This is a genomic window from Pseudomonas synxantha (assembly GCF_900105675.1).
In the GTDB taxonomy this organism is placed as follows: domain Bacteria; phylum Pseudomonadota; class Gammaproteobacteria; order Pseudomonadales; family Pseudomonadaceae; genus Aquipseudomonas; species Aquipseudomonas synxantha.
In genome coordinates this window covers 6480462-6501001 of sequence record NZ_LT629786.1, presented here as the reverse complement: position 1 = coordinate 6501001, position 20540 = coordinate 6480462, and the positions used below count along the sequence as shown (strand labels likewise).

Sequence of the window (20540 nt, the reverse complement as noted above, 5' to 3'; positions counted from 1 at the left end):
TTGGCGCATTCGAAAACGTGGCGCGGATTATTCGACCTTGCGGCCAGGAAGCTTGAAGTCGGTAACCCGGTCAGCAATGGCGCGGATCTTCTCCACACCCAGGAAGCCAACCCAGCCGCCGACAAAGGTGGACATGGTCTGAGGCAGGCCGAAGAACTCCAGTCCGCTAATGATGGTCAGGGTCAAACCACCGCAGATGGCACCCTCGACCAGCATCTGGCGTCGAGTGCCGCCACCGTAAGTGATCCGCAACACCGCCATCGCGGCAGACAGCAAGGCGGCGCCGATCAAAGGGAAGTGCTGGCTAAACCATGCGAACGCGAACGCCCATGTGTCTGGTTTGTCTGGCATGTTCATCTCGATATCCTCCCGGTTAGGGAGTGAGGGAATAAAAAAGCCCGCTCAATGGCAGGCATATGGCTCCGTGCTATCGTTCGGCTTCCACACAGAAAGGACGCACGCAACTCATGGAAAACGAAAAAACAGCAAGTGTTCAAATCACGTACACCACAGGGCATCGGAACCTGCCGTATGCGACAGATATCGAGACAGGCCACCACCCAATGATCTGGTTGTCGAAGGAGCCTGAACGGATCAACGAGATACCAGAACTCAAAGGTGAGCCAGAACTCGAGAAATTGATTCGCGCCATCAATGGCCCTGGCCAAGACTTCGAAACCTTCCGATGCGCGCACACAACGACGAAAACTGAAGCTGGCATCACGCGATCGATGTATGTGGCGGTTATTTTTAGGAACCGCCAGTGGGCAGAGACGCCGGATCCTTATCTAGTGCTATCCCGGAGCATCGTGATTGCTCTGGCTCACAGTGATGAGTTCCCAGATAACGCCCTTCCGTTTGAAGTGCGGCTGCGTAGGCACTGGCTGAAGGAAGAGAGTGTCTGGGCGTACACGGCAGACATTCAGATTTACATTCAAGCTCCGGATGAAGCACAAATGCGTGAGGAGTTAACCCGCCAAACCGCTTTCCTGCAAAAAATCTTGGTCCAGCCATAAATTCATTCTCCGCTACCCGATCAGGATCATTCACGCTTGATCGGGTTCAGGGCCGCTACCAGCAGGGCTTGACCTTTGAACAGGTCGGCGTGAGCCATACTGGTCAGCTTGCTATCAGCGAAAGAGTGGCCGCTCAGTAGCCGGTCCAGCTCTTCCAGTGATTCCTTGAGCTGCATCGCCTTCTTCAGAACCGTTTCGTCGTACTCGGCACGCACCTCAAGTACCAGCTTCCTGACCTCTTCGTAAGCCATGCCAACACCCATTGGGCCAGCCTGGCGAATCAGCAGGAAGGTGTCGGTGTACACCGCACCAAATACCTTGCCATCAACGTGATAGAAGTCGCTGATGGCGCCGAAGCCGAAACATACGGCGCTTACGCTTTCACACTGCTTGGTACTCAACAACTGACCAGTAACACGGATAAACACCTCGGGCAGCGCCTTGGCAAGTCCACGCAGTGCGCGGAGCAGACGTTGGGCGTCACCAACGACGACCGCATCAATCACTGGTTGAGCATCATTCTTCGCTTGATCGGTCATTACCGTGCTCCAGAAACGACGAAGGCCCGCCGACATGGAGAGCCTTGAAATAGGTGTGAGGGTCTTTCCCCTCGGTCTGCTTGAGCCAGCCCCAATAGCACAGGAATGAGCTGCTCATGCTGCCGGTGTTATTTCCGTACGTCGCACTATCCGGCTATCGACGTCCAGGCCTTCCCGAGGGCTGTCCTGGCTACAGGTGAAACTACAGATTCTTTTTGTGGATCCGCCAACCCATGGCGACACCGGGATGCAAATACTCGCCGGTGCGCGGATGGCGCGAGAAGTCGTTCTCGCCAACTTGGCGTGCGACCGCCTCCCATGCCGTTCTGGCGCGCTCCAGCAGATTGCTTTTGGCTTTTAGCTTCATGCGCATCTCCAGAAGGTTGAACTCGAGGCAATAAAAAACCCGGCGCAGTGGCCGGGCTTTCGATGTGGTGTCGCGCTTGAAAAGCTGAACACGGTGCCATGAAAACAGGGCTATTCCGCGTGTGCAAGTTTTTTATGCGGCTTCGATGAATTTTTCCAGTGAGCAGTCTATCCATCCGACTCCCGTTTTGATGATCTCCCTGGCCTTTGCCTCGCTCATGTCGTACTTGTTGCCAATACGCTTGGCTGGCCACTTGGCTCCATAGTAGAGCCAAATGAAGTCGCCCATTTCTGGCGCACGCTTGCAAAGCCTGGCGACCGCACCATCAACGACGCTGGCCAGTTCGTCCGTGATGACGTATGACTTGCTCGTCGACGGGACCATGTCCCGCATGATCGCCCAGGACGGTGACACATAGCTCGGTACGCCCATGCCATCCATGCGCCAGAAGCCCCATTGCTCAAGCATGTACTCGGTATCGCCCAGCGGCAGACGCGAAGGTTTTCTTGTATTCATGCCGCTTTCCTCGGTGTCGGTTCGTTCAGGCCAAACAGCTCACGGAGCATCTTGTCGGCGATTTTGTTCTTGGCGTGCCCTTCGGTGATCCACCGGCGGGCGTAGTCTTGGAATCCGAGGCTGCCGCGGTGGTTTCCCCAGTCTGCGACCAGGTCCATCAGTGCGGCGGCGCCGATACGGCCGTTGGGCTTGTCGAGCAGCAGCCGGTTACCTTGTTTCAGAAAATCCCGCTCGTCAGAGGTCAGGCTTTTACGCGGCAATGCCGCCGTTACGTTACTCATTTGCGGCACTCCCGAGGCTTTTACAAACCTCCACAATCACAATTTGTGGATGCAGGGCGCAGGTCCCGCAATCCGTGGCTTGTAGCGGAAAACGTGAATATTGGAATCTAACGCCTGTCTGCTCGGCCTCAGCACCTCTGACGATCCCGTCTAACGTTTTGGAGCGAGTCATAGCTTCACACTCCGCAGTTGAAGGTATTCCCCAGGGCTTATGTCGACGCGCGCTTCCACCGAAATGGCGAACTTCCAGATTCGATAAGCCTCCGCGGGCGAGCTTCCTACGCCAGCCCACGGATGCTCTTGAGCAAAGCACCAGTAAGTCCCTCTGCGCCCGGTGATGGTCGCCTTCGGAAGTCTCCCAGTGAACCCGACCTTTCGGTGTCCAAGCCAATCGGCCACAGCCGGCCAGATGATTGCCTGCTCAGGCTTCGTGAAGTCCGTCTTTCCGTTATTTGGGTGGACCTCGGCCAAGCCATAGTCTTCATTGGCCACCCACAGCCTGAACCCGCTGGGGATGTGGACCAGGTCGTACCCCTTGCGCTCCCAGCCCCAGTCCTCGGGGAAATCTCGGATCGACGCGGCGATTCGCTCGGCTTCCGGGTACTTCGGCTCTGGAGGTGACGGGACAACAACGGCGCCCTCCGGGACGATCCAGCACTGTCCAGCCTCCATCTTTGAGCTAAGCGCGCTCAAGTGCGCACCAGGCACGAACGGCTCGGCGTTGCGCCCCAGCAGGCGGTCCAGCAGCTTAAAACTTCTCATTGTTCTTCTTCCCCTTGTACTGGCTGGAGAAGGGGCGGCTGATCTCCACCTCTTCCTGGGTGGGCTCACGGCCCGCAAAGTTGACGAACCGCCCGAACTGGCCTTGACGCTGTACCAGGCATGAGCCGGCTTCGGCTTGCCTCCCCTTATCCAGAATCAACTCGGTGACGCCCTGCTGGCCCATCTCAGAGTCCCGGTCGTAATGCACCAGGATCACCGCGTCCGCGTCTTGCTCAATCTGGCCGCTTTCCTTGAGGTCGCTGGCCTGTGGTTTCTTGCCTGGCCGATTGGCCGGGCCTCGATTGAGCTGCGCCAGCACCAGGATCGGAATCGCGAGCTCTCGGCTGAGATTCATGATCGCGATCGAAACCTTGGCTACCGCGTCCGCCCGGTTCTGTGATTTGCCGTCAGTGCCAACGATCTGCACGTAGTCGATCATCAGGATATCGAGCCCAACCTCGCGCTGGAGCTTCAACGCCTCGGCTCGGATGGCTGGCATCGTCAGGCCTGGAGTGTCGAGCAGGTAGAGCTCTGCCTCCTTGATTTTTCCGGCCGCGACGCCTATCCGGTTCCACTCTTCTTGCTCCAGGCACTTGACCTCATCCATCCGACGCAGGTCTACGCCGCCCAGGCTCGCAATGGTCCTCAGTGTCAGTTGTTCACCAGGCATCTCAAGACTTACCACCAGCCCTACGCCGTGGCCGCGAGTAGCAACGTGATTCATGATCTGCAGCCCCAGCATTGTCTTGCCGCCGCCCGGTCGACCTCCAATCACCACCATTGATTTTTGGCGCAGAAAGCCAATCAGCTTGTCCAGATCCGCCAGGCCGGTAGAGAGCTTCGGAGGCGCCTTATCGTTGAGCACGTCATCCATGTGATCCAGCACAATCGGCAAAACATCGCTCATCCGCTTGTAACCTGCTTTTCCAGATGCCTTCAGGTCACGCAGGTCGGCCAGCGCCAAATCACACTGATCAAGGATTTCATCTGCTGGCAGATCGTCATAAACGCCGCTGTCCACGATTCGCCCAAGGTCGCGAAACTGACGCACCAGCGCCCACTTCCTAACCTGCTGGGCATAGCTCTTCCAATTAGCCGCCGATGGGACGCCTCGGCATAGGTCGATGGTGTATTGGAGAGTGGATGTCCCGCTGGGCAGATAGTGCTGAATCGAGCCCAGCGTCACCGCGTCAACAGGCATACGCTGCGCATGACAGTCGCAGATCACATCGAACAGCGCAGCGTTGTCCTGGTGCCAGAAGTCGCCAGACTTCATCTGCGAGATGATCTCGTCCAGCATTCCGGCGCTTTCGTTGAGCGAGGCGATCATGATCGCGCCCAGCACGCCCTGCTCGGCCTCGAGACGGTAATACTTGTCCTCGTGGTTCATTTACGCCCCCGCGCCGATTCCCAGGTGAAACCGACCAGCAGCGCTTTGTTCTCGCGCAGCCGGTCAAGGGCTCGCTCGCCAATGTACTGGCTCAGACCTTGGGCGTTGAGGTTGGACACCACCACTGTCGGGCGAACCAGGTTGTAACGGCGATCCAGCACCTCATGCAGAACCGACAGCTCGTAGTGAGTGCCGGCCTGGGCGCCAATCTCGTCGATCACCAACAAGTCGAAACTCGCCAACTCATTGATCACATCGCCCTCGGTGTAGCCGGCGGTTCGATCCATCGAGCGCTTGAACACGCGGATGATTTCGGCTGCGGTGGTGATCACTGCCACGGCACGGTGCTGACGAATCACATGCTGGACGATGCCGCTGGCCAGGTGCGTCTTGCCGTTACCGACGTTCCCGCACAAAAGCAGGTTGCGCCCCGCCTGGAAGTGCTCACCGAAGTTGTCGGCATAGCCCTGGCAAGTTTCCAGCGCCAGGGTCATGGATGGGGTGGTGACGCGGTAGGTGGCGAGAGTGCTATCGGCAAACCGCGGCGTGATGCCCGAGCCTACAAGCGCGCTGTTGACGCTTTCGGCTTGCAGGTTGGCCAGCGCCTGCGAATGTTCGTCGCTCCCCCGTGGCGCTACGCGCAGGCCGTGGAACTGGCATTGTTTGCACGGGCGTACTGCCAGAGAGCCGTCGAACTGCTCAACCTCGGAGCGATCAACCGCGCCGTGGACCGGGCACTCGCCGGCGAAGGTGCGCTGCTCAGGCTGGCGGCGGAAATTAGAACGCTGGGCCATCTTCGCCTCCTTGGTACATATCCGGGGTGTGGGTGGGCAGGTTGTTGAACGCCGACGGTTTACCGTTCTTGGCACCAGCACCAGCCAGCACCGATTCTGGGTAGATGTCCGACCAGCTGCTGGTGGTGGACTTATCCAGCACCGCGTCGGGCTCTGGATGGTTGGCCAGCTTCTTGGCAATCAACTCACAGGCTCGCAGGGTCAGTGGTGCGCGCTTGGCCTTCCGCATTTCACAGAAGTCAGCCCAGGCTTGTTCCGATGCGTTTGCCGGCTTGGCAGTCAACGGATCGAACTTGCCCGACTTCCCTCGTGGGCCAGCAGACTTGTCTGCGCCTTCTTTTGGTTTATTAACGGATAGATGACGGGTAGATGACGTATTGGGTGCAGCTGCTGCACCCCGTTCTGTCTTCATCTGCACCCCGTTCTGTTCTGAGCTGCACCCCGTAGCGTCTTCATTTGCACCCCGTTCGGAGCGGGGTGCATCTGGTGCACCCCGTTTTTCGATAAGGTCATACACCACCGGGCGACGATCGTGACGGTCAATGTAAGCGGCCGCGATCGACTGATTACCGCGGCGAATCAGGCCAGCAGCCTCAAGGGCGTCCAGCTTGTAACGCACCGTGCGCTCGGAAAGACCGGTGTCGACCGCCAGAGTCAATGCTGAAGGGAAAGCCCCGCGCCCATCGCTGCCTGCGTAGTTGGCCAGGCACAGCAACACATGACGGCAGGTAGAGTCTTTGATCTCTTGCTGCTCCAGCGCCCACACCATGGATTGAATGCTCATAGGTTCAACTCCCGCGTGATCCGGGCGATGAACGCGTCATAGGTCTCGGTCATGACGACACCACGGTCTTGCAGGGCGCCGCGGGCAGCCTTGGCCATGCCGTAGACCTCCCAGCGGTCACGCTCAGGCAGGTGGCGGCAATTGGAGTAGTTGGGCCAGGGGCCGGCGACCACTTCGGCGGTGGTGGGGGTAACTACCGGAATCCCGGTAGTTGATTCCATAGGGGTGGTCATTGCAGCGTCTCCGAGCCTGGAGCATTGGCAATTGGCGTCTCGCCGCAGGCAATCGAAGCCACGCCGCCCGACAGCCTCTCGATCAGGACAACAAGCGCCCCCATGGCGTCAAGCGAGTGCGCGCGGGCGAGATCCAGCTCAATGAGTTTCGGGCAGTTACCCTTGATGTGCTCATGCGATCGGCTGATGTAGTTGAATCCAACCCTAGCCAGATCCGCGGTCGGCACCCCCCTGAAAGCCTCTGTTGGAAGCGGTTTAAGCGCAGAAGGCCTGACTGGAATAGGTAGCGAATTAACCTCAACGCCTTCCATCAAGCCCCGCCTCTCTTGGTCCAGGTGGTCAGCAGATACCGTCTGTACGTCATGCCCGGTTCTACGGCGAAACATCACCGCGAGCGCCATGCAAGCCTCCATCAGGCCGACGTGGGTGTCGTCACGTTCGTGGATCTCGCCACCCTCAGAAACAACCTCGACTGCATCTGCCAGCTTTTCGAAGGACATGAGCATGAGTGCCGCGTCTTCAAACTTTTCGAAGTGGGCCTCGTTGATAATCTCCACGGCCTGCACCAGAGGAAAATCGATAACGTTGTTCATGCCGTTGCCCCCTCTTCCACCATCCAGCGCTCGGCAATGATCTGGGCTTTGAAGCCAAGTTCATCCACCCATTTCTTGAGCCGATCTACCTCGGCCAGGCCAATCTCGGAATCGAGTAGCCCCCCTGCCGCCTCAATGCGGACGGCAGCCACACAGACTTGCCATGACGGATAGAAGCTCAGCCCGGTCAACGCCATGATTTGTCGGTAGATGGTCAGAGAGACGCGCTCCAAGTCGATCAATTGCCCTTGGTTCAACGGGTGACGCTTTGTGCGAGGCTTGTCTTCCGGGGCATCAATCAGGTTATGGATGCGCCAGTAGGATTGGACGAGCGATACCAGGTCGCCGCCCTTTGCGGTTGGTTCTGGCACGCTGAGGTGCTGTCGGATGATCGCCGCGATCTCCATGGTGAGACAGGCGACAACAGGGCTGTTTTTGATCATTGGGAATCTCCGTCGGCGCCAAACAGGTCAGCCAGGTCAATTCGGTAAACGTCTGCCCAGGCAGCTGCGGGCCAGGAGCGAACCCAGCCATAACGCGGATCGTGGACTTTCGGGGCTTGCACGCCGTTCTCAGCGCACCAGTTCTTCAGTGGGCGGAAACCCTGCTTGCCGAACTTGCGCTTGCAGACCTTCTCCACGGCGGCGACCGTGGCCTGCCGCAGCCCGCGTCCGAGCTCTTCCTTCAATTGGTTGGCCTGGCGAACAGCCGCCGAAGCCGTGGCCATCGCTGTCGCTTCACGGCGCGAACCGATCTCGGCCTTGGTTTCGATGGCCTTGTCACGCTGCTCGATCGCCAACTGCTCTGCACGCTTCGAAGCCAGCAGATGTTCCAGCGCGCCGATATAGTCCGCAGGAAGCGGCGGCGCCAGCGCGGGTGCGACTCTGAAGTAGCTGTTTACCAACTGCCGTTGGACGGCCCAAGACAGGTCGTCAGTGAAAGGCTTGACCAGCATCAGATAGCCCTGCTCTGCCAGCAGGGTCAGCCCCCGGTTTGGCACCTCAATGCCAAAACAACGCAAAACGTCTTTTTGGCTGGTGTCGGCAAAGAAATAATCCTCCCCCTCGATCAGTCTTTCCCTGTGGGCCGTGAAGGTTCGGCCGGCAGTCCCCTCCGGGCGCTCATGCACCTGATCAATCATGGCGAGCGTGACAACACGCTGGCCGCGATACTCAACGATGGGCAGCTGGGTATTGTGGATGGTGATGACGGCATCGCCGCCTTGGAATTTGGCGATGGTCATTGGCTCACCTTCGAGTTGATAGCTGCATTAAAAGCTTCGTCTGTACGCTCCAGGTCTTCATTCGCCATCTGGACAAAGGAGCGCATGGGGATGGCGTCAAAGCTTTCCCCCAGTCTTTCGGCTGCGGATTCAAGCCAGTAGCTGATCTCACCCATAAAGCCGGCACGGTGACCTTCCAGAGACCACTTTTCCTCGTCAGTAGAAGCTACTTTGGCGTCCATTGAAGCGAGCACGCTTTTCAGGCTGATGCTGCCCAGCCTGCAAGGGTTTTGACGCTCATCGCGCAGGTATTTAAGGAACATGCGTCCAGCCACGCGCCCCACTTCGATGCCTCCGAAGAAACCGCCAGTGAGTGGAACGTCCCAGCTTGAGAAGTGCTTGCTGTGATCCTTGCCTACAAATGGCAGGCGCTCCCACGCACTCTTCTCGTCAGGCTTAGCTCGCAAGCCAATCTGCTTACTTTTAGGCAAAGGGCGTTTGGATTTAGGGATAGAGGTCTTCATGCCGGTGTACCTCCCAACAAGTCGACCAGCTCAATCAGCTCATGCTGGGCTTGATCAGAAAGGAGGTGGACCGCCTCATGGAGGCTCATTTCGTTTTCAGCATCAAGCTGGGCGGGCGCATTACCTGTTGCCTCAATCTTGAAGCAATCGTTATCCATGAGGATGACTGCAAGGCCGCGAATTACACGAAGGCGGGCATCAATGTTGTTACAGAGCTCGCGGGACCGGGTCATGGCTGCACCTCCGATTCCTGCGCCACGTTTTCGAGTTGCGCGGAACGTGGCGCAGGAACAAGGGCCGCGATCTTCTTGAACTGCTCAAAAGCCGCTTCAAGACTGGTCGCGCCGGAGTCATCAAAGTACTTGGCCAAGTCAGCCAGCACAGGAACATCTACGCCGCCGCCAGTTTCAACGTCGCGAGCGATGGCGCGAGCGATGGCAGCAACCCAGTTGCAAATATCAATGGTCGCCAGCACCTGGAATTCCGCTTCGTCAGCCAGTTCCTTAATTTCATTCGCCTGGATATTCATGCTTGCTCCCTCTCTGCGAGTTCCGAGGGAAGACCTTTCTGTACGGACCAGAGCAGGGCGCTGATAGCTTCTGCAACAAAAGACAGCGTCTCCAGCCCATCGCAGCAAACCAGGTCGCCGTAATTCACTGCATCGTGCATATGCTTACAGATCTGGCCAAGGCCAGAGGAAAGCGCCCTAGCCTTTTCAACTGCGTCTCGGCATTCGATGCCCGCTGCAACCTTGAGCATTTCTGTCCCTTGGTTGCTGATTGGAGTTTCGCAAAACTCAACCTCAGCTGTGAGGGAGTCTTGCGCTAAAGGCGAGCCGGTGGTATTTTTTGGGTGTGACATTTTCTCGCTCCTTCAAGCGATGAGATACAAAGCCACCAGCTGCGAACTGGTAGCGACTTAAAGCCCGCCTGCGAAGCGGGCTTTTTGTTGCCTGGAGAAAAGTCAGCCAGACAGCAAAAACCGGGATGGGTTGCGGTTGTTCATGGAATTTCCTGCTGTGTACTGGATGAATTCACAGGGACTTCTGAACCTGACACTCCAGACCCTAGGGGACTATTCTGTGGGTGTTGGTTGGGCGAGCTATGCCGCCTCTGTCCAGGAAATGGTTTTTCTTCGAGGGCGGATAGGTTTCCGTCTTCGGACACGATCACGAAGATGGACCGCCCTTCACGGATAGCCTTGCTCAAAGAGCCTTGGCTCATTCCGAGCTTCTCGGCTGTCCCGGCATGTCGCTTTGCTGCGTATTCAGCAAGAGGAATTCGCTGCACCGGAGTGACTCCACTATTTCGGTTCTTTTTAAATAGTGCTGGCGGGATTTTTTAAAGTCAATGCTTGCGGGATTTGAATTTCAATGCCGCCAGACATAAGGTTCTCCTCATGAAAAAGAAAACCCTGTCACCAGAGCGACTTGAAGAGTGCGCGACACTCAAATCAATATTCTGGGAAAAGCGAAAAGAGCTTGGCCTGACTCAGGAGACGGCAGCAGAGGCGCTTGGTATGAACCAGGGGTCATTCAGCCATTACCTGAACGGCAGGAATGCCCTGAACGTTGAGTTCGCCGCAAAGGTGGCCAGGCTTCTTGGGGTCCCTGTTTCGAGCTTCAGCCCGCGCTTGGCCAAGGCTATTGCTGTAATGGGGGAGGCGAACGCCTCTCTGTCAGAAAAGGCTCTAGAGCACGTGAGGTTCTTCGCCGAGATTTCTGAGTCGAACGTAGCGCCTACTCAGCAACCATGGAAGGCAGCAAGGAGCTATCCATTGATTAGTTGGATTGCAGCGGGTGATCGGGCGGAGTCGCCAGACAATTATCGCGCAGGCCACGCGGACGAGCATCTTGACTCAACCGAAAATGCTGGCGATACCGGCTATTGGCTCGACGTGAGAGGCCCATCGATGACTTCCCAGACCAACCCCAGCTTTCCCGAGGGTACGAAAATCCTGGTCAAGCCTGAAGGCTTCGATCTGATCAGTGGAAAGTTTTACATAGCACGGCACCGCGATGGAGAAAAAACCTTCAAGCAATACCTGTATGACGCGGGCACGGAGTATCTCATCCCACTCAACCCAGCTTACAAGCCAGTAGAGATTGATGACGACTGGGAGATCATTGGTCGCGTTGTCGATGCAAAAATACCCGGACTGTAAAAAATAATCCCGCAAGGATTGACACGAATAAATCCCGCCAGCACTATAGCCACCTGAAACCAACTTTGGTCACGGGTGGCCCATCATGCAATTCATCAGCAACGGTACATGGAAAGGAAACCTCGGGCTCGGCCTAGCCGAACGCGAGCTGTCTTGCCTGCTGGCCGTTGCTGCCGGCCAGACTGACAAAGAGATCGCCAAGCATGACGGGCTCTCGCCGCGCTCAATCAAGGGTCGAATCGAGTCCTGCATGCACAAGCTTGGCGTCTATAAACGACCGGCACTGGTCGCCGAGGCCTTCCGCCGGGGCTTGATCAGCCCAATGATCCTGACCATCTGTGCAGTCCTCGTTGGGCAGTCCGCCACAAACGATAACTCCATGAACCGCATCCGCCGCCCAGGCGAACGCCGCATTGAAACTCGCGTGGCCGTCCGCCGCATCGAGGCTTTCCATGCTGCTTAACCAACCTGAATCTCTGAGGCAGGAACGGCCCATGATCAACGTAACCATTGCGATTGAATCCGAGGCCGCTCAGGTGTCCGCTCCGCATGTTCGTGTTGAGGTCCAGAAATCGGACCTCAAGCTTGTCGAGGATGCTGGCGGGTGCGCTCCGGCAAAGCTGACCACCCTCCGGGAGTTGGCGGACCTCATCAAAATGGATCGCAGCGCAGCCCGTCGCTATGTGATGCGCCTGGGCTTCGAGCCGAAGCGCGCACGCACGGCCTCCAGCGGCTTTCAGTCAGCGCTGGTGTTCACCCCTGATCAAGTACGCCAGATCGTCAAGGCCAGAACGGCAGACGGTTACTGCTAACCATGCTCACAGTCGGAGGCAGCATTAATCTTCAAGTGACCACATTTCGAGGCGAGCCACGGATTGATAGCCGCCTGATCGCCATGGACCTGGGCAACAATCACAAGAGCACGATTGAGCTGATCGAGAAGTACGAACCGAAGTTTCAGCGGTTCGGGGTTCTTCCGTTTCAAACGGATAAACCTAAAGCTGGTTCTGCTGGTGGTCGACCAGAGAAATTCGCGCTACTCAACGAAGATCAGTCGTACTACCTGTTGGCACTTTCCCGCAACACAGAAGTAGTTGTCGACCTCAAGGCCGATTTGGTCATGGCCTTTCGTGAGGCGCGCAACAAGGAAACTGTCAGCAACTTGCAGTACCTGCCGCTTTACAAAGAAATGCACGACGAAGTTAAAGCCCTGGCACTTCGCGCAGAAGAGCGCGGTAGCACCACGCCAGAAAAGATTTTCCATATCAACGCCAACAAAGCGATCAATTCGGCAATGGGTATTGCTGCGGGTCAGCGTGAAACTCTGACCCTGGACCAGCAGCTACTGCTGACAACTTTGCAGGCAGTGTTCCGTAATCAGCTCAAGGCCAGTCTCGATGCTGGCGAGGGCCACAAGGAGGCAGCCAAGAAGGCAAGGGACGCAACAGTAGAGTTCGTCAAGTACGCCGGATCGCTACTTATCGGTAGTTCCAGCACGCAACACTAGCTCCACCAAGTAATACATCAACTTCCGTTGATAGCCAAGTTAATCGGCACGCCCTCGGCTTGCCCGGAGAAAGTGAAATGAGCACCGCTGAACAACAAAACGCACTACAAAATATTCCACAAATTATTCCTGAACCTGCCGACCCAATGCACATCGACGACCGCCTGCGAATGATCGGCGCCGAGCCCGCCTATCTGACCGTGGTGTTCAAACTGCCAAGCCTGAACGATGCGCAGCCACTGATCGCACAGCTTCCCTATGGGCAGAAAGCCCTGGGTACAGAAGCGGTGGTGTTCGGCATGACCACGGGCAATTTGATGGAGGGTACCGAATGAAACGCCGCCAGATATCCCCCGCCGCCCTGCCCGCGATCGGCCAACCATTCGCCGGCGGCTTCTACGCTGGCCGGATATTCTTCGACGGTGCCGAGTTCGCGCTGATCGACGCCGGCCGAGATTTTGAGACCACCGCCCATTGGTGGGACCAAGATGGCCCCAAGCCTCGAATCCGTGGCACCCAAAGCCGCTACGACGGCATGGCCAACACCAAGGCAATGGCCGAGGAAGGCAGCGCCATCGCGCGCCAGGTGCTGGCCATGAACGTGCGCGGTTCCTGGGGCTGGCACATTCCGGCCATTGAGGAGCTGAACCTGCTGCGCTCCAACCTTCTCCAGATCAAGGACTGGGGCCGTCAAAGTGGATTCGGAAACGACACGGATGCGCCCAACGCCTTCGCCTGCACGCACACCTACTGGTCCAGCACACAGAAGGAAGGATCGGCCACGGCATGGTGCATGCACATGCTTCCCTGGAGCTATCCCGACAGCAACTGGGTCAGCCAGAAAAAAGGCATCCGCCCGGTGAAGGTGCTGCAGATCAAGGCTGATGCATTCGTGCATGAACCATCGAGCGATATTGCTACAAACGTAGCAGTTTGCGACCTGGGCGGATTGACCGCCAGCCCGGCGGTGGCCGAGGTGCTGGGCCAATTCATCAACGAGGACACCGGCCGCTTCTACGGGCGTACCGATGACCTGCTGGCCCAACTGGCAATGATCGCCGGGGAGGCTCGCCCATGAACAAGTTCCAGCGATTCGAACTCAACACCGCCGGCCGAGACTTCGCCGTCGGCGACGTGCACGGGCACTTCACTAAGCTGCAGGCCGCGCTGGACGCTATCGATTTCAACCCTGCCGCTGACCGTCTGTTCAGCGTGGGGGATCTGGTCGACCGCGGGCCTGAATCTGCGGATGTGGATACATGGCTGGCCAAGCCGTGGTTCTTCGCCGTCCAGGGCAACCATGAGGCGATGGTGTACGACGCCTATCACTTCGACCCTGATGGCCGCGCGGGCAACCTGCACGTCGAGAACGGTGGCGCCTGGATGCTGGGCCTGCCCTCTGTAGAGCGTGGCTGCTATGCCGCCTTGCTGGCTGACCTACCCGTGGCGATTGAGGTTGTGACCGCTGAAGGTTTGGTCGGGATCGTGCACGCCGATTGCCCTTTCCCTGTGTGGTCGACGCTGCGAGATGCGCTCAACGGCAAGATGCCTGGTCTGCTGAACGTGGACGCTATTTGCCAGTGGTCGCGCAGCCGTATCACGGACGAAAACCATGAAGGAGTCAGTGGCGTGCGCGCGGTCATCGTCGGGCACACACCAGTGCGCCAGCCGGCAATCCTCGGCAACGTCTACCACATCGACACCGGCGCCTGGATGGGTGGCCACTTCACATTGATCGACCTGGTAACCCTGCAATGCTACCCGCCGGTAAATCCGAAACTGAACTGGGACTGGGAGGAACAGCCATGAAAACCATCATCACCATGATCCTGCTGCTGATCGATGGTCAGGCCACGGCCGGCGAGCAACTGATCGATGTCCAGCACGACAGCGTGCGCGGCGTCACCTGCTGGATTTTGAACAACACCGGTATCAGCTGCCTGCCGGACAGCTCGCTCCTACAGACGCCCACCGGCACTGCCGCCGACGAAAGCCAGGCGGCACGGGCTTCCCTGGCAACTTCCATGTGCCAAAGCGAGCAATTGCACACCACTCCACGCCCACCGGGAAAAGGGTTCCAGCTATGACTCGTCGCAACGGTACCAAGGGCCAGCGCCTGATCGATCTATTCAACGCCCTGCAGCGCCGGGAGACCACCTTCGGCCAGATCTACGCCATGTCGGCATCGTGCGGTATCGACGCCCGCCGGGTGCTGGCTGACCACTTTCAGCGAGGGGCGAGTCATGAATAAAAAAATCGACTACGGGTCACTCGACGCCGCACAGCGCCTGGCCTTTTGCCGGGGCGAACTGCCATCCGCATCTGCCTTCAAGGATCTGGAGACCGAGCGTCAAGCTCTGGCCTTCCTGCTCAAGCGTTTCGTGGATGGCGAGCACGACCAGGACGAGAACCAGGCCGAGCGCCACATGTACCACGACGAGGCGCAGACCTTGCTGGCGTACCTGGGCGGCGATCTGCCGGGCCACACCCTGGTGCCGGACGAAGCCCTGAGAACGCAGCGCGAGCAGATCCAGAAGCTCTCAGCTGACGAACAGGAAGCAGCGGACCTGTGTGACCGGCTCTCCGATCTGCTCCGCAACACCGCAATCGAAGTTCGCGGTCCGGAAGAACCACTTAAGCGCCACGGATTCAGCGACCTACCATCCCGTGTAAAGGCGGCAGTTGCGGAGCGCGGCCAGCTCAAAGCATTCGCCGTCGAGATGATCAACGCCAGCTTCGAGGGCGGCAGCTTTGACGGCGGCGACATTCAAGACATTGCGGTGAAGCACGGCCTGTTGCGGATCGAGCAGCGCGAAGATGAATGTGGCGAGGGTTGCGCCTGCCGGGAGTATGGCTTTCCGGCTGAGTGCTATCGTAAGACGCCGATCCTTGGCGCCGGGCCGAAAGAGATCGCGACACAATCCGCAGATAACGAAAACGTGTCGCGACACGAAGGCGGGCAGACATGAGCGCAGCTAGAGTCATAGAGTTTGAGGAGTTGCAGCGGATCACCGGATATACGCGGCGTGCTGACGTGGAGAAGGCGTTGCGCGGGGAAGGAATACGGATATTCCTCGGAAGAAAGGGGCCCTGGACCACCGTCGACCTGGTCAACCAGGCGGGCGGCCTCAAGCCAATCGATCAAGAAAAGTATGATGCGGACATTGTATGAAGCGAGGAAGGAAGCGCCAGCACAACCCGAACATCCCTGGACATATTGACCAGGCGGCCCTGCCACGCTCGGTGTATTTCGACCACCGCGGGGCGGGGTGCTGGTACATCCTGTATTTCAACGAGGCCGGCCGGCGCCAGCGGCAGAACCTGTGCGCGGGCAATGTGACGCTTTCAGAGCTCCACCGCCTCATCGAGGAGCGCAATGGCGTAGACCGCGACAGCCTCCAGTATCTGTGCGACGAATTCCACAAGAGCGACCAATACAAGGTGCTCAGCGAGAAAACCCACGACGACTACGTCTATTCCCGCGACGTGCTACTGGCGTTCCCGACAAAACTGGGCAAGCCATTGGGCGAGCTGGCCGTACTCAAGTTCACGCCGGCACTGATCCAGCGGGTAATCGACAAGATCGCCCAGGAAGGGAAACCATCGAAGGCCGCACACGCCCTGCGCTACCTGCGCCGCGTGATGCAGTGGGGCCGTAACCGGGGGTTCGTGAAGGATAACCCCGCAAAAGGCATCGAGTCGCCCAAAGAGCGCAAGCAGCGGAGGCTGCCCGACGACACGGTGATGATCAACCTGATCAGGTTCGCGCAGCAGCAAGGCCAGCTCAAGAGCGGGCAGCCCGGGGCGTGCTCACCTTACCTGTGGTATGTGATGGAGATCGGCTATCTCTGCCGTCTGCGCGGTATCGAGACAATCACCCTAACCGACGAGAACGAGCTCGCCGAGGGCGTGCTGACCAACCGCCGGAAGGGTAGCCGGGACAATATCGTTCGCTGGACGCCTCGGCTACGCGCCGCATGGGATGCGGCCAAGGCCGTCAGGTCGGAGACGTGGGAGCGAAAACGTGTGCCTGTACCAATCCGGGCAGACCAGCGCTTCCTGATTATTGCCGCCACCGGCAGACAGTTGTCGAAGTCGGGTCTTGATACAGCCTTCCAGCGGCTGATCGTGCAGGCGATCGAGAAAGGCGTTCTAACTGAAGAGCAGCGATTCGGGATGCACGACTTCAAGCGCAAGGGCATCACCGACACGGTGGGCACCCGGGCAGACAAGCAACAAGCCTCTGGCCACAAGGACGAATCCATGATGGATGTGTACGACCTCAGCATTCCAACCGTGAACCCGTCTGGCGATTGAGCAACTGATTAAACCGAAAGATGCCCACAGATTTATCCACAGCCAAGTGGTAGAGAATGCTGGACAGAACCTCAGTATTTTTCGCGTACATCAATGGAGCAGGTAGCAGCAAAATAAGGGCGAAAGCGGCGCACCTAGCGTACAAAAGATCCGCTACACGCTAGACCGATCCTCACTAAGGTAGCTGACTTGTAATCAGTAGGTCCCGGGTTCGACTCCTGGTGCCGGCACCATACAAGGTTCCAGAGAAGGCTTTCAAAATCTCTGGAACCCCCGAAAAACCCGCCTTCTGGCGGGTTTTTTCGTTCTGGAGATCCCAGGCTCCCTCATATGCAGTTTGCGATTTCTTGAAACGAATCCGCACTCCAGCCTGCGGCCCATGCCAATCCAGCTACGGTATAGTCCGGCCCCTCCTTGGCGAAAACGCCGGGACCAGTTTTCAGGATTAAGGGAACCTTGGATGGGCGGCAAACCTAGGCCTGATCCTTCTATTGTCAGCGGTTTCAGAGTCGCGTATGTAGAGGGTGGCCGTAAGTATTACTTTGATGCCGTAGAGCAACGATACTACTCATGGGATTCGCTTCACGGCGAGTTTGAAGTCTTCGACCGACGTGGCTTTCACCTGGGTTCGGTCTGCCCTGAAACCGGGCTTGCTTTGAAACCTGCCGTCCGCGGACGAAGGATCAAACCGAACTGAGAGGTTCATATGAATTTTGTAGAGCTTTGCCTTAAAGGCGATGTGCTGGAAGAAGAGATCGACCGATTCGTCGAGGACTGGCACGAGGGCCGTCAAGGTGCCGACATGCAACTGCATGAATACCTGGGCATGAAGTGGGAAGAGTACCAACTGTGGTCAACCACCCCGTCTGTCTTACCTTTTGTATTGACTGCCCACAAGTACGGCACCTCTCTTAAGGACCAACTCGATCAAGACAAATTTGCGATTGCTGCACGCGCACGATCGGTCGCTGAAGCGACCAAAGTCGAAGCCTGGCTACGCAGCGTGGGCAAGATCTAGTGACCCCAGAAGAAAAAATGGCCAGTCGCGTCCTGGCCATCCGCAAGCTGACACCGCCTTACGATCTAGAACAGCTAGCCTCTGCCTATGGAGAGCTTGAATACCTTGAACTGCCGTTCGGCGTGGACGGAATCACCATTGGTATTGGTGCTGCAACCAAGCCCCGCATCCTGATCAACTCAAGCGCACCTGCTACCCGTCGAAAATTTACGCTGGCCCATGAAATCGGGCACGTAGTTATCCCATGGCACACAGGCACAATCGTCTCCCACCTGGAGAACCGGGAAGTGGATGCTGCCTACAGCCAAATGGAGACCGAAGCCAATCGCTTTGCCGCAGAGCTGTTGATGCCATCTGACTGGTTGCTTGAAGCCTACAAAGCCGCACCCAGTGTGGAGCACTATTTCCGCTCGGTCCTTACCCAGGCTGGGGCATCCAAAGAAGCAACATTCAATAAAATATTACGCCCGCTCCCGCAGCCCGTGATTTGCGTACAAGTGGACAGCACATCCAGAGTTCTCAGCACGCGAAGATCCCAAACGGCGCCGTACCCGCCAGAACGAAACGCCGAAGTCAGCAGCGAAACCTTTCAGACAGACTGTCGTTTCGAAAGCTTTGAAATAGACGGCCAGTTTTATATGAGCTGGACCTTCATCGGCCGCGACATACGGGAAGTAGACAAAAGGCCGTGGCGGGAAGTCTTCAACCAAATCCTGCATGACACTGACACGCAGGGATATTTGCAGAACATGAACGGCATTCTTGCTGCTGCTTACGGCAAAAACAAAGCGCTCGACGAGGCGGAAATTTGCGGAGCCGTTATCCGAGCATTCACAAAATATGAAATGTACGATGTGGTGACCGCGCACCCTCTGTTTGAACAGTTTGTGATCAAACGGGTGAGGGAGCTGAAACTGCGGGGTTGAGTGATCAGACCGGCGTAGAAAAGATAGGGCAAAGCGCTGTCGTTGAGAGCAACCCTGGTAGCCAGAACCTTTAAGGCTACGCCACACCATGGTGGTTCACCCAAAGCGCGATTAGCGTCCGGCGGCTCGCACGGTCACAGCGATGTGATGAATGCCTACTTTTACCAGTGTGCCCACTGCGGCAACTTATTCCCTTTCATAGCTGCCCTGCAGCAACCTATTCGCTTGGCCATTTCATTGCGCCAACCTGCGCCCGTCTCTTTCTCCCGGAAAGAGACGGGCGCTCCTACCACTGCTGCAGCCCACCTCGTACAAGGCTTTGCGGCATTTCCCCTCGTGACAATCGGCGTGACAAACACCGAAGTCGCCAGCAACAGCGATGCAGATGATGGTGCCGCAGCCCAAGGAATGGACTGGAAAATAGGGGTCAGGGAAAATAGGGGTCAGAGCATGTTTTCAATAATGGTGGTCTGACCCCTGTTTCCACAAGGCCGAGTTCATTGAGGAGCGCAGACTGATCATAAACTGGTGGAGCCGGTATCTGGAGGCCAACCGGCAGGAGCATGTTACTCCACACGAATTTGCCAACCAGATCGGAGATAACGTTACTCGGATAAAGGCGAAGCCTGGCATTGGCGCAGAGAGGGGGAATTGATATGGATATCTCAACCGCACAAAGCATCAAGCTCGCCATTGTGGCGGCAACCGGACTGTCAAAAGACGCGCTGCATATCTATTTGGGCATGGTGGTCTATTTGACGTTGAGCGTTGGCACCCGACGATTCAGGCCATACCTTGGCTGGCTGGTTGTTTTCATCATTGCGTGTGCAGGCGAGTGGGTAGATCGGCGAGACGATATTGGAAGCTTCGGATACTGGCGCTGGCAGGCAAGCGCTCACGACATTCTCAACACGTTATTTTGGCCGACGGTGCTAACACTGCTTTGGCTTTTAAAGTGCCGCAGTAAAGTAAGCGTACATCCGTAAGACTCTCGCAATCTGCTCTGCCACGCGGGTCCATCCAAACAGGGCTGCAAAGCCGCCCTGCTTGGATGGACCTCACTTAAAAAGTCTAAAGCCCGCGCAACTGTCTGTGGAAAACCACTGATTTCCACCGGTGGATAATTTCATCCACAGCCGCAGAACTGCCGAAAATTCGAGCCTTGACCCGAATTAACCACAGGCGTAGAAAAGATCGGGCAAAGCGCTGTCGTTGACAGCAACCCAGGTAGCCAGAACCTTTAAGGCTACGCCACACCATGGTGGTTCACCCAAAGTGCGATTAGCGTCCGGCGGCTCGCACAGTCACAGCGATGTGATGGATGCCTACTTTTCCCTGCGTGCCCACTGCGGCAACTCATTCCCTTTCATAGCTGCCCTGCAGCAACCTATCCGCTTGGCCATTTCCTTGCGCCAACCTGCGCCCGTCTCTTTCTTCCGGAAAGAGACGGGCGCTCCTACCGTTGCTGCAGCCCAACTCGTACAAGGCTTTGCGGCATTTCCCCTCGTGACAATCGGCGTGACAAACACCGAAGTCACCAGCAACAGCGATGCAGATGATGGTGCCGCAGTCCACGGAATGGACTGCA

Annotated in this window: 35 protein-coding genes and 1 pseudogene; 18 read left to right on the top strand and 18 right to left on the bottom strand. The window is 57.4% G+C overall.

Annotation, left to right across the window (positions count from 1 at the left end; all coding sequences use genetic code 11):
• Positions 1 to 27: 27 nt before the first annotated feature.
• A complete protein-coding gene (locus BLU48_RS30055) occupies positions 28 to 357 on the bottom strand; it encodes a phage holin, lambda family (protein ID WP_057024709.1) in 330 nt (109 codons plus the stop codon).
• Between the two features lie 110 nt (positions 358 to 467).
• Between BLU48_RS30055 and BLU48_RS30050 the strand changes: the two genes are divergently transcribed.
• The gene (locus BLU48_RS30050; protein ID WP_057024710.1) at positions 468 to 1016 is read left to right on the top strand and encodes a hypothetical protein; all 549 of its coding nucleotides are present in this window, start codon (positions 468 to 470) and stop codon (positions 1014 to 1016) included.
• A 26-nt stretch (positions 1017 to 1042) separates the two neighbouring features.
• Here BLU48_RS30050 and BLU48_RS30045 read toward each other — a convergent pair whose 3' ends face one another.
• The 17 genes from BLU48_RS30045 to BLU48_RS29970 all read right to left on the bottom strand — a co-directional run bounded on the left by BLU48_RS30045 (position 1043) and on the right by BLU48_RS29970 (position 10310).
• Complete coding sequence (locus BLU48_RS30045; RefSeq protein ID WP_057024711.1) at positions 1043 to 1555, bottom strand: hypothetical protein; 513 nt, start codon at positions 1553 to 1555, stop codon at positions 1043 to 1045.
• A gap of 202 nt (positions 1556 to 1757) precedes the next feature.
• On the bottom strand, positions 1758 to 1922 hold the full coding sequence (locus tag BLU48_RS31940) for a hypothetical protein (protein WP_156422421.1): 165 nt from the start codon (positions 1920 to 1922) through the stop codon (positions 1758 to 1760).
• 132 nt (positions 1923 to 2054) lie between these two features.
• A complete protein-coding gene (locus BLU48_RS30040; protein ID WP_034112008.1) occupies positions 2055 to 2438 on the bottom strand; it encodes an antiterminator Q family protein in 384 nt (127 codons plus the stop codon).
• The gene (locus BLU48_RS30035; protein WP_034112007.1) at positions 2435 to 2719 is read right to left on the bottom strand and encodes a hypothetical protein; all 285 of its coding nucleotides are present in this window, start codon (positions 2717 to 2719) and stop codon (positions 2435 to 2437) included. Before BLU48_RS30035 ends, BLU48_RS30040 begins: the two co-directional genes overlap by 4 nt.
• A 168-nt stretch (positions 2720 to 2887) precedes the next feature.
• Positions 2888 to 3481: a hypothetical protein gene (locus BLU48_RS30030; protein ID WP_057024712.1), complete on the bottom strand. Its 594-nt coding sequence runs from the start codon at positions 3479 to 3481 to the stop codon at positions 2888 to 2890.
• Positions 3468 to 4871, bottom strand: a complete 1404-nt coding sequence (locus BLU48_RS30025) for a replicative DNA helicase (RefSeq protein ID WP_057024713.1) — start codon at positions 4869 to 4871, stop codon at positions 3468 to 3470. The genes BLU48_RS30030 and BLU48_RS30025 overlap by 14 nt, the downstream gene beginning before the upstream one ends.
• The gene (locus BLU48_RS30020) at positions 4868 to 5665 is read right to left on the bottom strand and encodes an ATP-binding protein (RefSeq protein ID WP_057024714.1); all 798 of its coding nucleotides are present in this window, start codon (positions 5663 to 5665) and stop codon (positions 4868 to 4870) included. Before BLU48_RS30020 ends, BLU48_RS30025 begins: the two co-directional genes overlap by 4 nt.
• Entirely contained in the window at positions 5649 to 6449 is an 801-nt protein-coding gene (locus tag BLU48_RS30015; protein WP_034111999.1) for a helix-turn-helix domain-containing protein, read from the bottom strand. The genes BLU48_RS30020 and BLU48_RS30015 overlap by 17 nt, the downstream gene beginning before the upstream one ends.
• Positions 6446 to 6682 (bottom strand): hypothetical protein, encoded by a 237-nt coding sequence (locus tag BLU48_RS30010; RefSeq protein WP_034111997.1) that lies wholly within the window; start codon positions 6680 to 6682, stop codon positions 6446 to 6448. Before BLU48_RS30010 ends, BLU48_RS30015 begins: the two co-directional genes overlap by 4 nt.
• Positions 6679 to 7275: a hypothetical protein gene (locus tag BLU48_RS30005; RefSeq protein WP_057024715.1), complete on the bottom strand. Its 597-nt coding sequence runs from the start codon at positions 7273 to 7275 to the stop codon at positions 6679 to 6681. The genes BLU48_RS30010 and BLU48_RS30005 overlap by 4 nt, the downstream gene beginning before the upstream one ends.
• Complete coding sequence (locus BLU48_RS30000; protein ID WP_057024716.1) at positions 7272 to 7718, bottom strand: hypothetical protein; 447 nt, start codon at positions 7716 to 7718, stop codon at positions 7272 to 7274. Before BLU48_RS30000 ends, BLU48_RS30005 begins: the two co-directional genes overlap by 4 nt.
• A complete protein-coding gene (locus tag BLU48_RS29995; protein ID WP_057024717.1) occupies positions 7715 to 8518 on the bottom strand; it encodes an ORF6N domain-containing protein in 804 nt (267 codons plus the stop codon). The genes BLU48_RS30000 and BLU48_RS29995 overlap by 4 nt, the downstream gene beginning before the upstream one ends.
• Positions 8515 to 9021 (bottom strand): hypothetical protein, encoded by a 507-nt coding sequence (locus BLU48_RS29990; RefSeq protein WP_057024718.1) that lies wholly within the window; start codon positions 9019 to 9021, stop codon positions 8515 to 8517. Before BLU48_RS29990 ends, BLU48_RS29995 begins: the two co-directional genes overlap by 4 nt.
• On the bottom strand, positions 9018 to 9254 hold the full coding sequence (locus BLU48_RS29985) for a hypothetical protein (protein ID WP_057024719.1): 237 nt from the start codon (positions 9252 to 9254) through the stop codon (positions 9018 to 9020). Before BLU48_RS29985 ends, BLU48_RS29990 begins: the two co-directional genes overlap by 4 nt.
• Positions 9251 to 9550 carry a hypothetical protein gene (locus BLU48_RS29980; RefSeq protein ID WP_057024720.1) on the bottom strand — a complete coding sequence of 100 codons (300 nt, stop codon included), beginning with the start codon at positions 9548 to 9550 and terminating at the stop codon, positions 9251 to 9253. The genes BLU48_RS29985 and BLU48_RS29980 overlap by 4 nt, the downstream gene beginning before the upstream one ends.
• A complete protein-coding gene (locus BLU48_RS29975) occupies positions 9547 to 9882 on the bottom strand; it encodes a hypothetical protein (RefSeq protein ID WP_057024721.1) in 336 nt (111 codons plus the stop codon). Before BLU48_RS29975 ends, BLU48_RS29980 begins: the two co-directional genes overlap by 4 nt.
• Before the next feature lie 140 nt (positions 9883 to 10022).
• The gene (locus BLU48_RS29970; protein ID WP_082636717.1) at positions 10023 to 10310 is read right to left on the bottom strand and encodes a Cro/CI family transcriptional regulator; all 288 of its coding nucleotides are present in this window, start codon (positions 10308 to 10310) and stop codon (positions 10023 to 10025) included.
• Positions 10311 to 10419: 109 nt separating this feature from the next.
• On the opposite strand from BLU48_RS29970, the gene BLU48_RS29965 reads away from it, so the two are divergent.
• From BLU48_RS29965 to BLU48_RS29885, 17 genes and pseudogenes are all read left to right on the top strand, one after another.
• Positions 10420 to 11184, top strand: a complete 765-nt coding sequence (locus BLU48_RS29965) for a LexA family protein (protein ID WP_057024722.1) — start codon at positions 10420 to 10422, stop codon at positions 11182 to 11184.
• 85 nt (positions 11185 to 11269) lie between these two features.
• Positions 11270 to 11647 carry a LuxR C-terminal-related transcriptional regulator gene (locus tag BLU48_RS29960; protein ID WP_057024723.1) on the top strand — a complete coding sequence of 126 codons (378 nt, stop codon included), beginning with the start codon at positions 11270 to 11272 and terminating at the stop codon, positions 11645 to 11647.
• Between the two features lie 31 nt (positions 11648 to 11678).
• Positions 11679 to 11996 carry a hypothetical protein gene (locus BLU48_RS29955; RefSeq protein WP_057024724.1) on the top strand — a complete coding sequence of 106 codons (318 nt, stop codon included), beginning with the start codon at positions 11679 to 11681 and terminating at the stop codon, positions 11994 to 11996.
• Positions 11997 to 11998: 2 nt separating this feature from the next.
• The gene (locus tag BLU48_RS29950; RefSeq protein WP_057024725.1) at positions 11999 to 12691 is read left to right on the top strand and encodes a Rha family transcriptional regulator; all 693 of its coding nucleotides are present in this window, start codon (positions 11999 to 12001) and stop codon (positions 12689 to 12691) included.
• A 77-nt stretch (positions 12692 to 12768) separates the two neighbouring features.
• Positions 12769 to 13026: a hypothetical protein gene (locus tag BLU48_RS29945; protein WP_057024726.1), complete on the top strand. Its 258-nt coding sequence runs from the start codon at positions 12769 to 12771 to the stop codon at positions 13024 to 13026.
• Positions 13023 to 13769: a hypothetical protein gene (locus BLU48_RS29940; protein ID WP_057024727.1), complete on the top strand. Its 747-nt coding sequence runs from the start codon at positions 13023 to 13025 to the stop codon at positions 13767 to 13769. Before BLU48_RS29945 ends, BLU48_RS29940 begins: the two co-directional genes overlap by 4 nt.
• Positions 13766 to 14500 carry a metallophosphoesterase gene (locus tag BLU48_RS29935; protein WP_057024728.1) on the top strand — a complete coding sequence of 245 codons (735 nt, stop codon included), beginning with the start codon at positions 13766 to 13768 and terminating at the stop codon, positions 14498 to 14500. Before BLU48_RS29940 ends, BLU48_RS29935 begins: the two co-directional genes overlap by 4 nt.
• Positions 14497 to 14778: a hypothetical protein gene (locus BLU48_RS29930; RefSeq protein ID WP_057024729.1), complete on the top strand. Its 282-nt coding sequence runs from the start codon at positions 14497 to 14499 to the stop codon at positions 14776 to 14778. Before BLU48_RS29935 ends, BLU48_RS29930 begins: the two co-directional genes overlap by 4 nt.
• Complete coding sequence (locus BLU48_RS32110; RefSeq protein WP_167659865.1) at positions 14775 to 14942, top strand: hypothetical protein; 168 nt, start codon at positions 14775 to 14777, stop codon at positions 14940 to 14942. Before BLU48_RS29930 ends, BLU48_RS32110 begins: the two co-directional genes overlap by 4 nt.
• Positions 14935 to 15660: a hypothetical protein gene (locus tag BLU48_RS29925; protein WP_057024730.1), complete on the top strand. Its 726-nt coding sequence runs from the start codon at positions 14935 to 14937 to the stop codon at positions 15658 to 15660. The genes BLU48_RS32110 and BLU48_RS29925 overlap by 8 nt, the downstream gene beginning before the upstream one ends.
• Complete coding sequence (locus BLU48_RS29920) at positions 15657 to 15863, top strand: hypothetical protein (RefSeq protein WP_025858917.1); 207 nt, start codon at positions 15657 to 15659, stop codon at positions 15861 to 15863. The genes BLU48_RS29925 and BLU48_RS29920 overlap by 4 nt, the downstream gene beginning before the upstream one ends.
• On the top strand, positions 15860 to 17008 hold the full coding sequence (locus BLU48_RS29915; protein ID WP_057024731.1) for a site-specific integrase: 1149 nt from the start codon (positions 15860 to 15862) through the stop codon (positions 17006 to 17008). The genes BLU48_RS29920 and BLU48_RS29915 overlap by 4 nt, the downstream gene beginning before the upstream one ends.
• A gap of 379 nt (positions 17009 to 17387) precedes the next feature.
• Positions 17388 to 17705 carry a colicin E3/pyocin S6 family cytotoxin gene (locus BLU48_RS29905; RefSeq protein WP_307718379.1) on the top strand — a complete coding sequence of 106 codons (318 nt, stop codon included), beginning with the start codon at positions 17388 to 17390 and terminating at the stop codon, positions 17703 to 17705.
• Positions 17706 to 17714: 9 nt separating this feature from the next.
• Positions 17715 to 18026: a hypothetical protein gene (locus tag BLU48_RS29900; protein WP_018606359.1), complete on the top strand. Its 312-nt coding sequence runs from the start codon at positions 17715 to 17717 to the stop codon at positions 18024 to 18026.
• Positions 18027 to 18043: 17 nt separating this feature from the next.
• Positions 18044 to 18952 carry an ImmA/IrrE family metallo-endopeptidase gene (locus tag BLU48_RS29895; RefSeq protein WP_057024732.1) on the top strand — a complete coding sequence of 303 codons (909 nt, stop codon included), beginning with the start codon at positions 18044 to 18046 and terminating at the stop codon, positions 18950 to 18952.
• A gap of 484 nt (positions 18953 to 19436) precedes the next feature.
• Positions 19437 to 19607: pseudogene (locus tag BLU48_RS32460) on the top strand (tyrosine-type recombinase/integrase); the annotation flags it as partial.
• A gap of 1 nt (position 19608) precedes the next feature.
• Complete coding sequence (locus BLU48_RS29885; RefSeq protein WP_057024734.1) at positions 19609 to 19938, top strand: hypothetical protein; 330 nt, start codon at positions 19609 to 19611, stop codon at positions 19936 to 19938.
• Positions 19939 to 20540 lie beyond the last annotated feature (602 nt).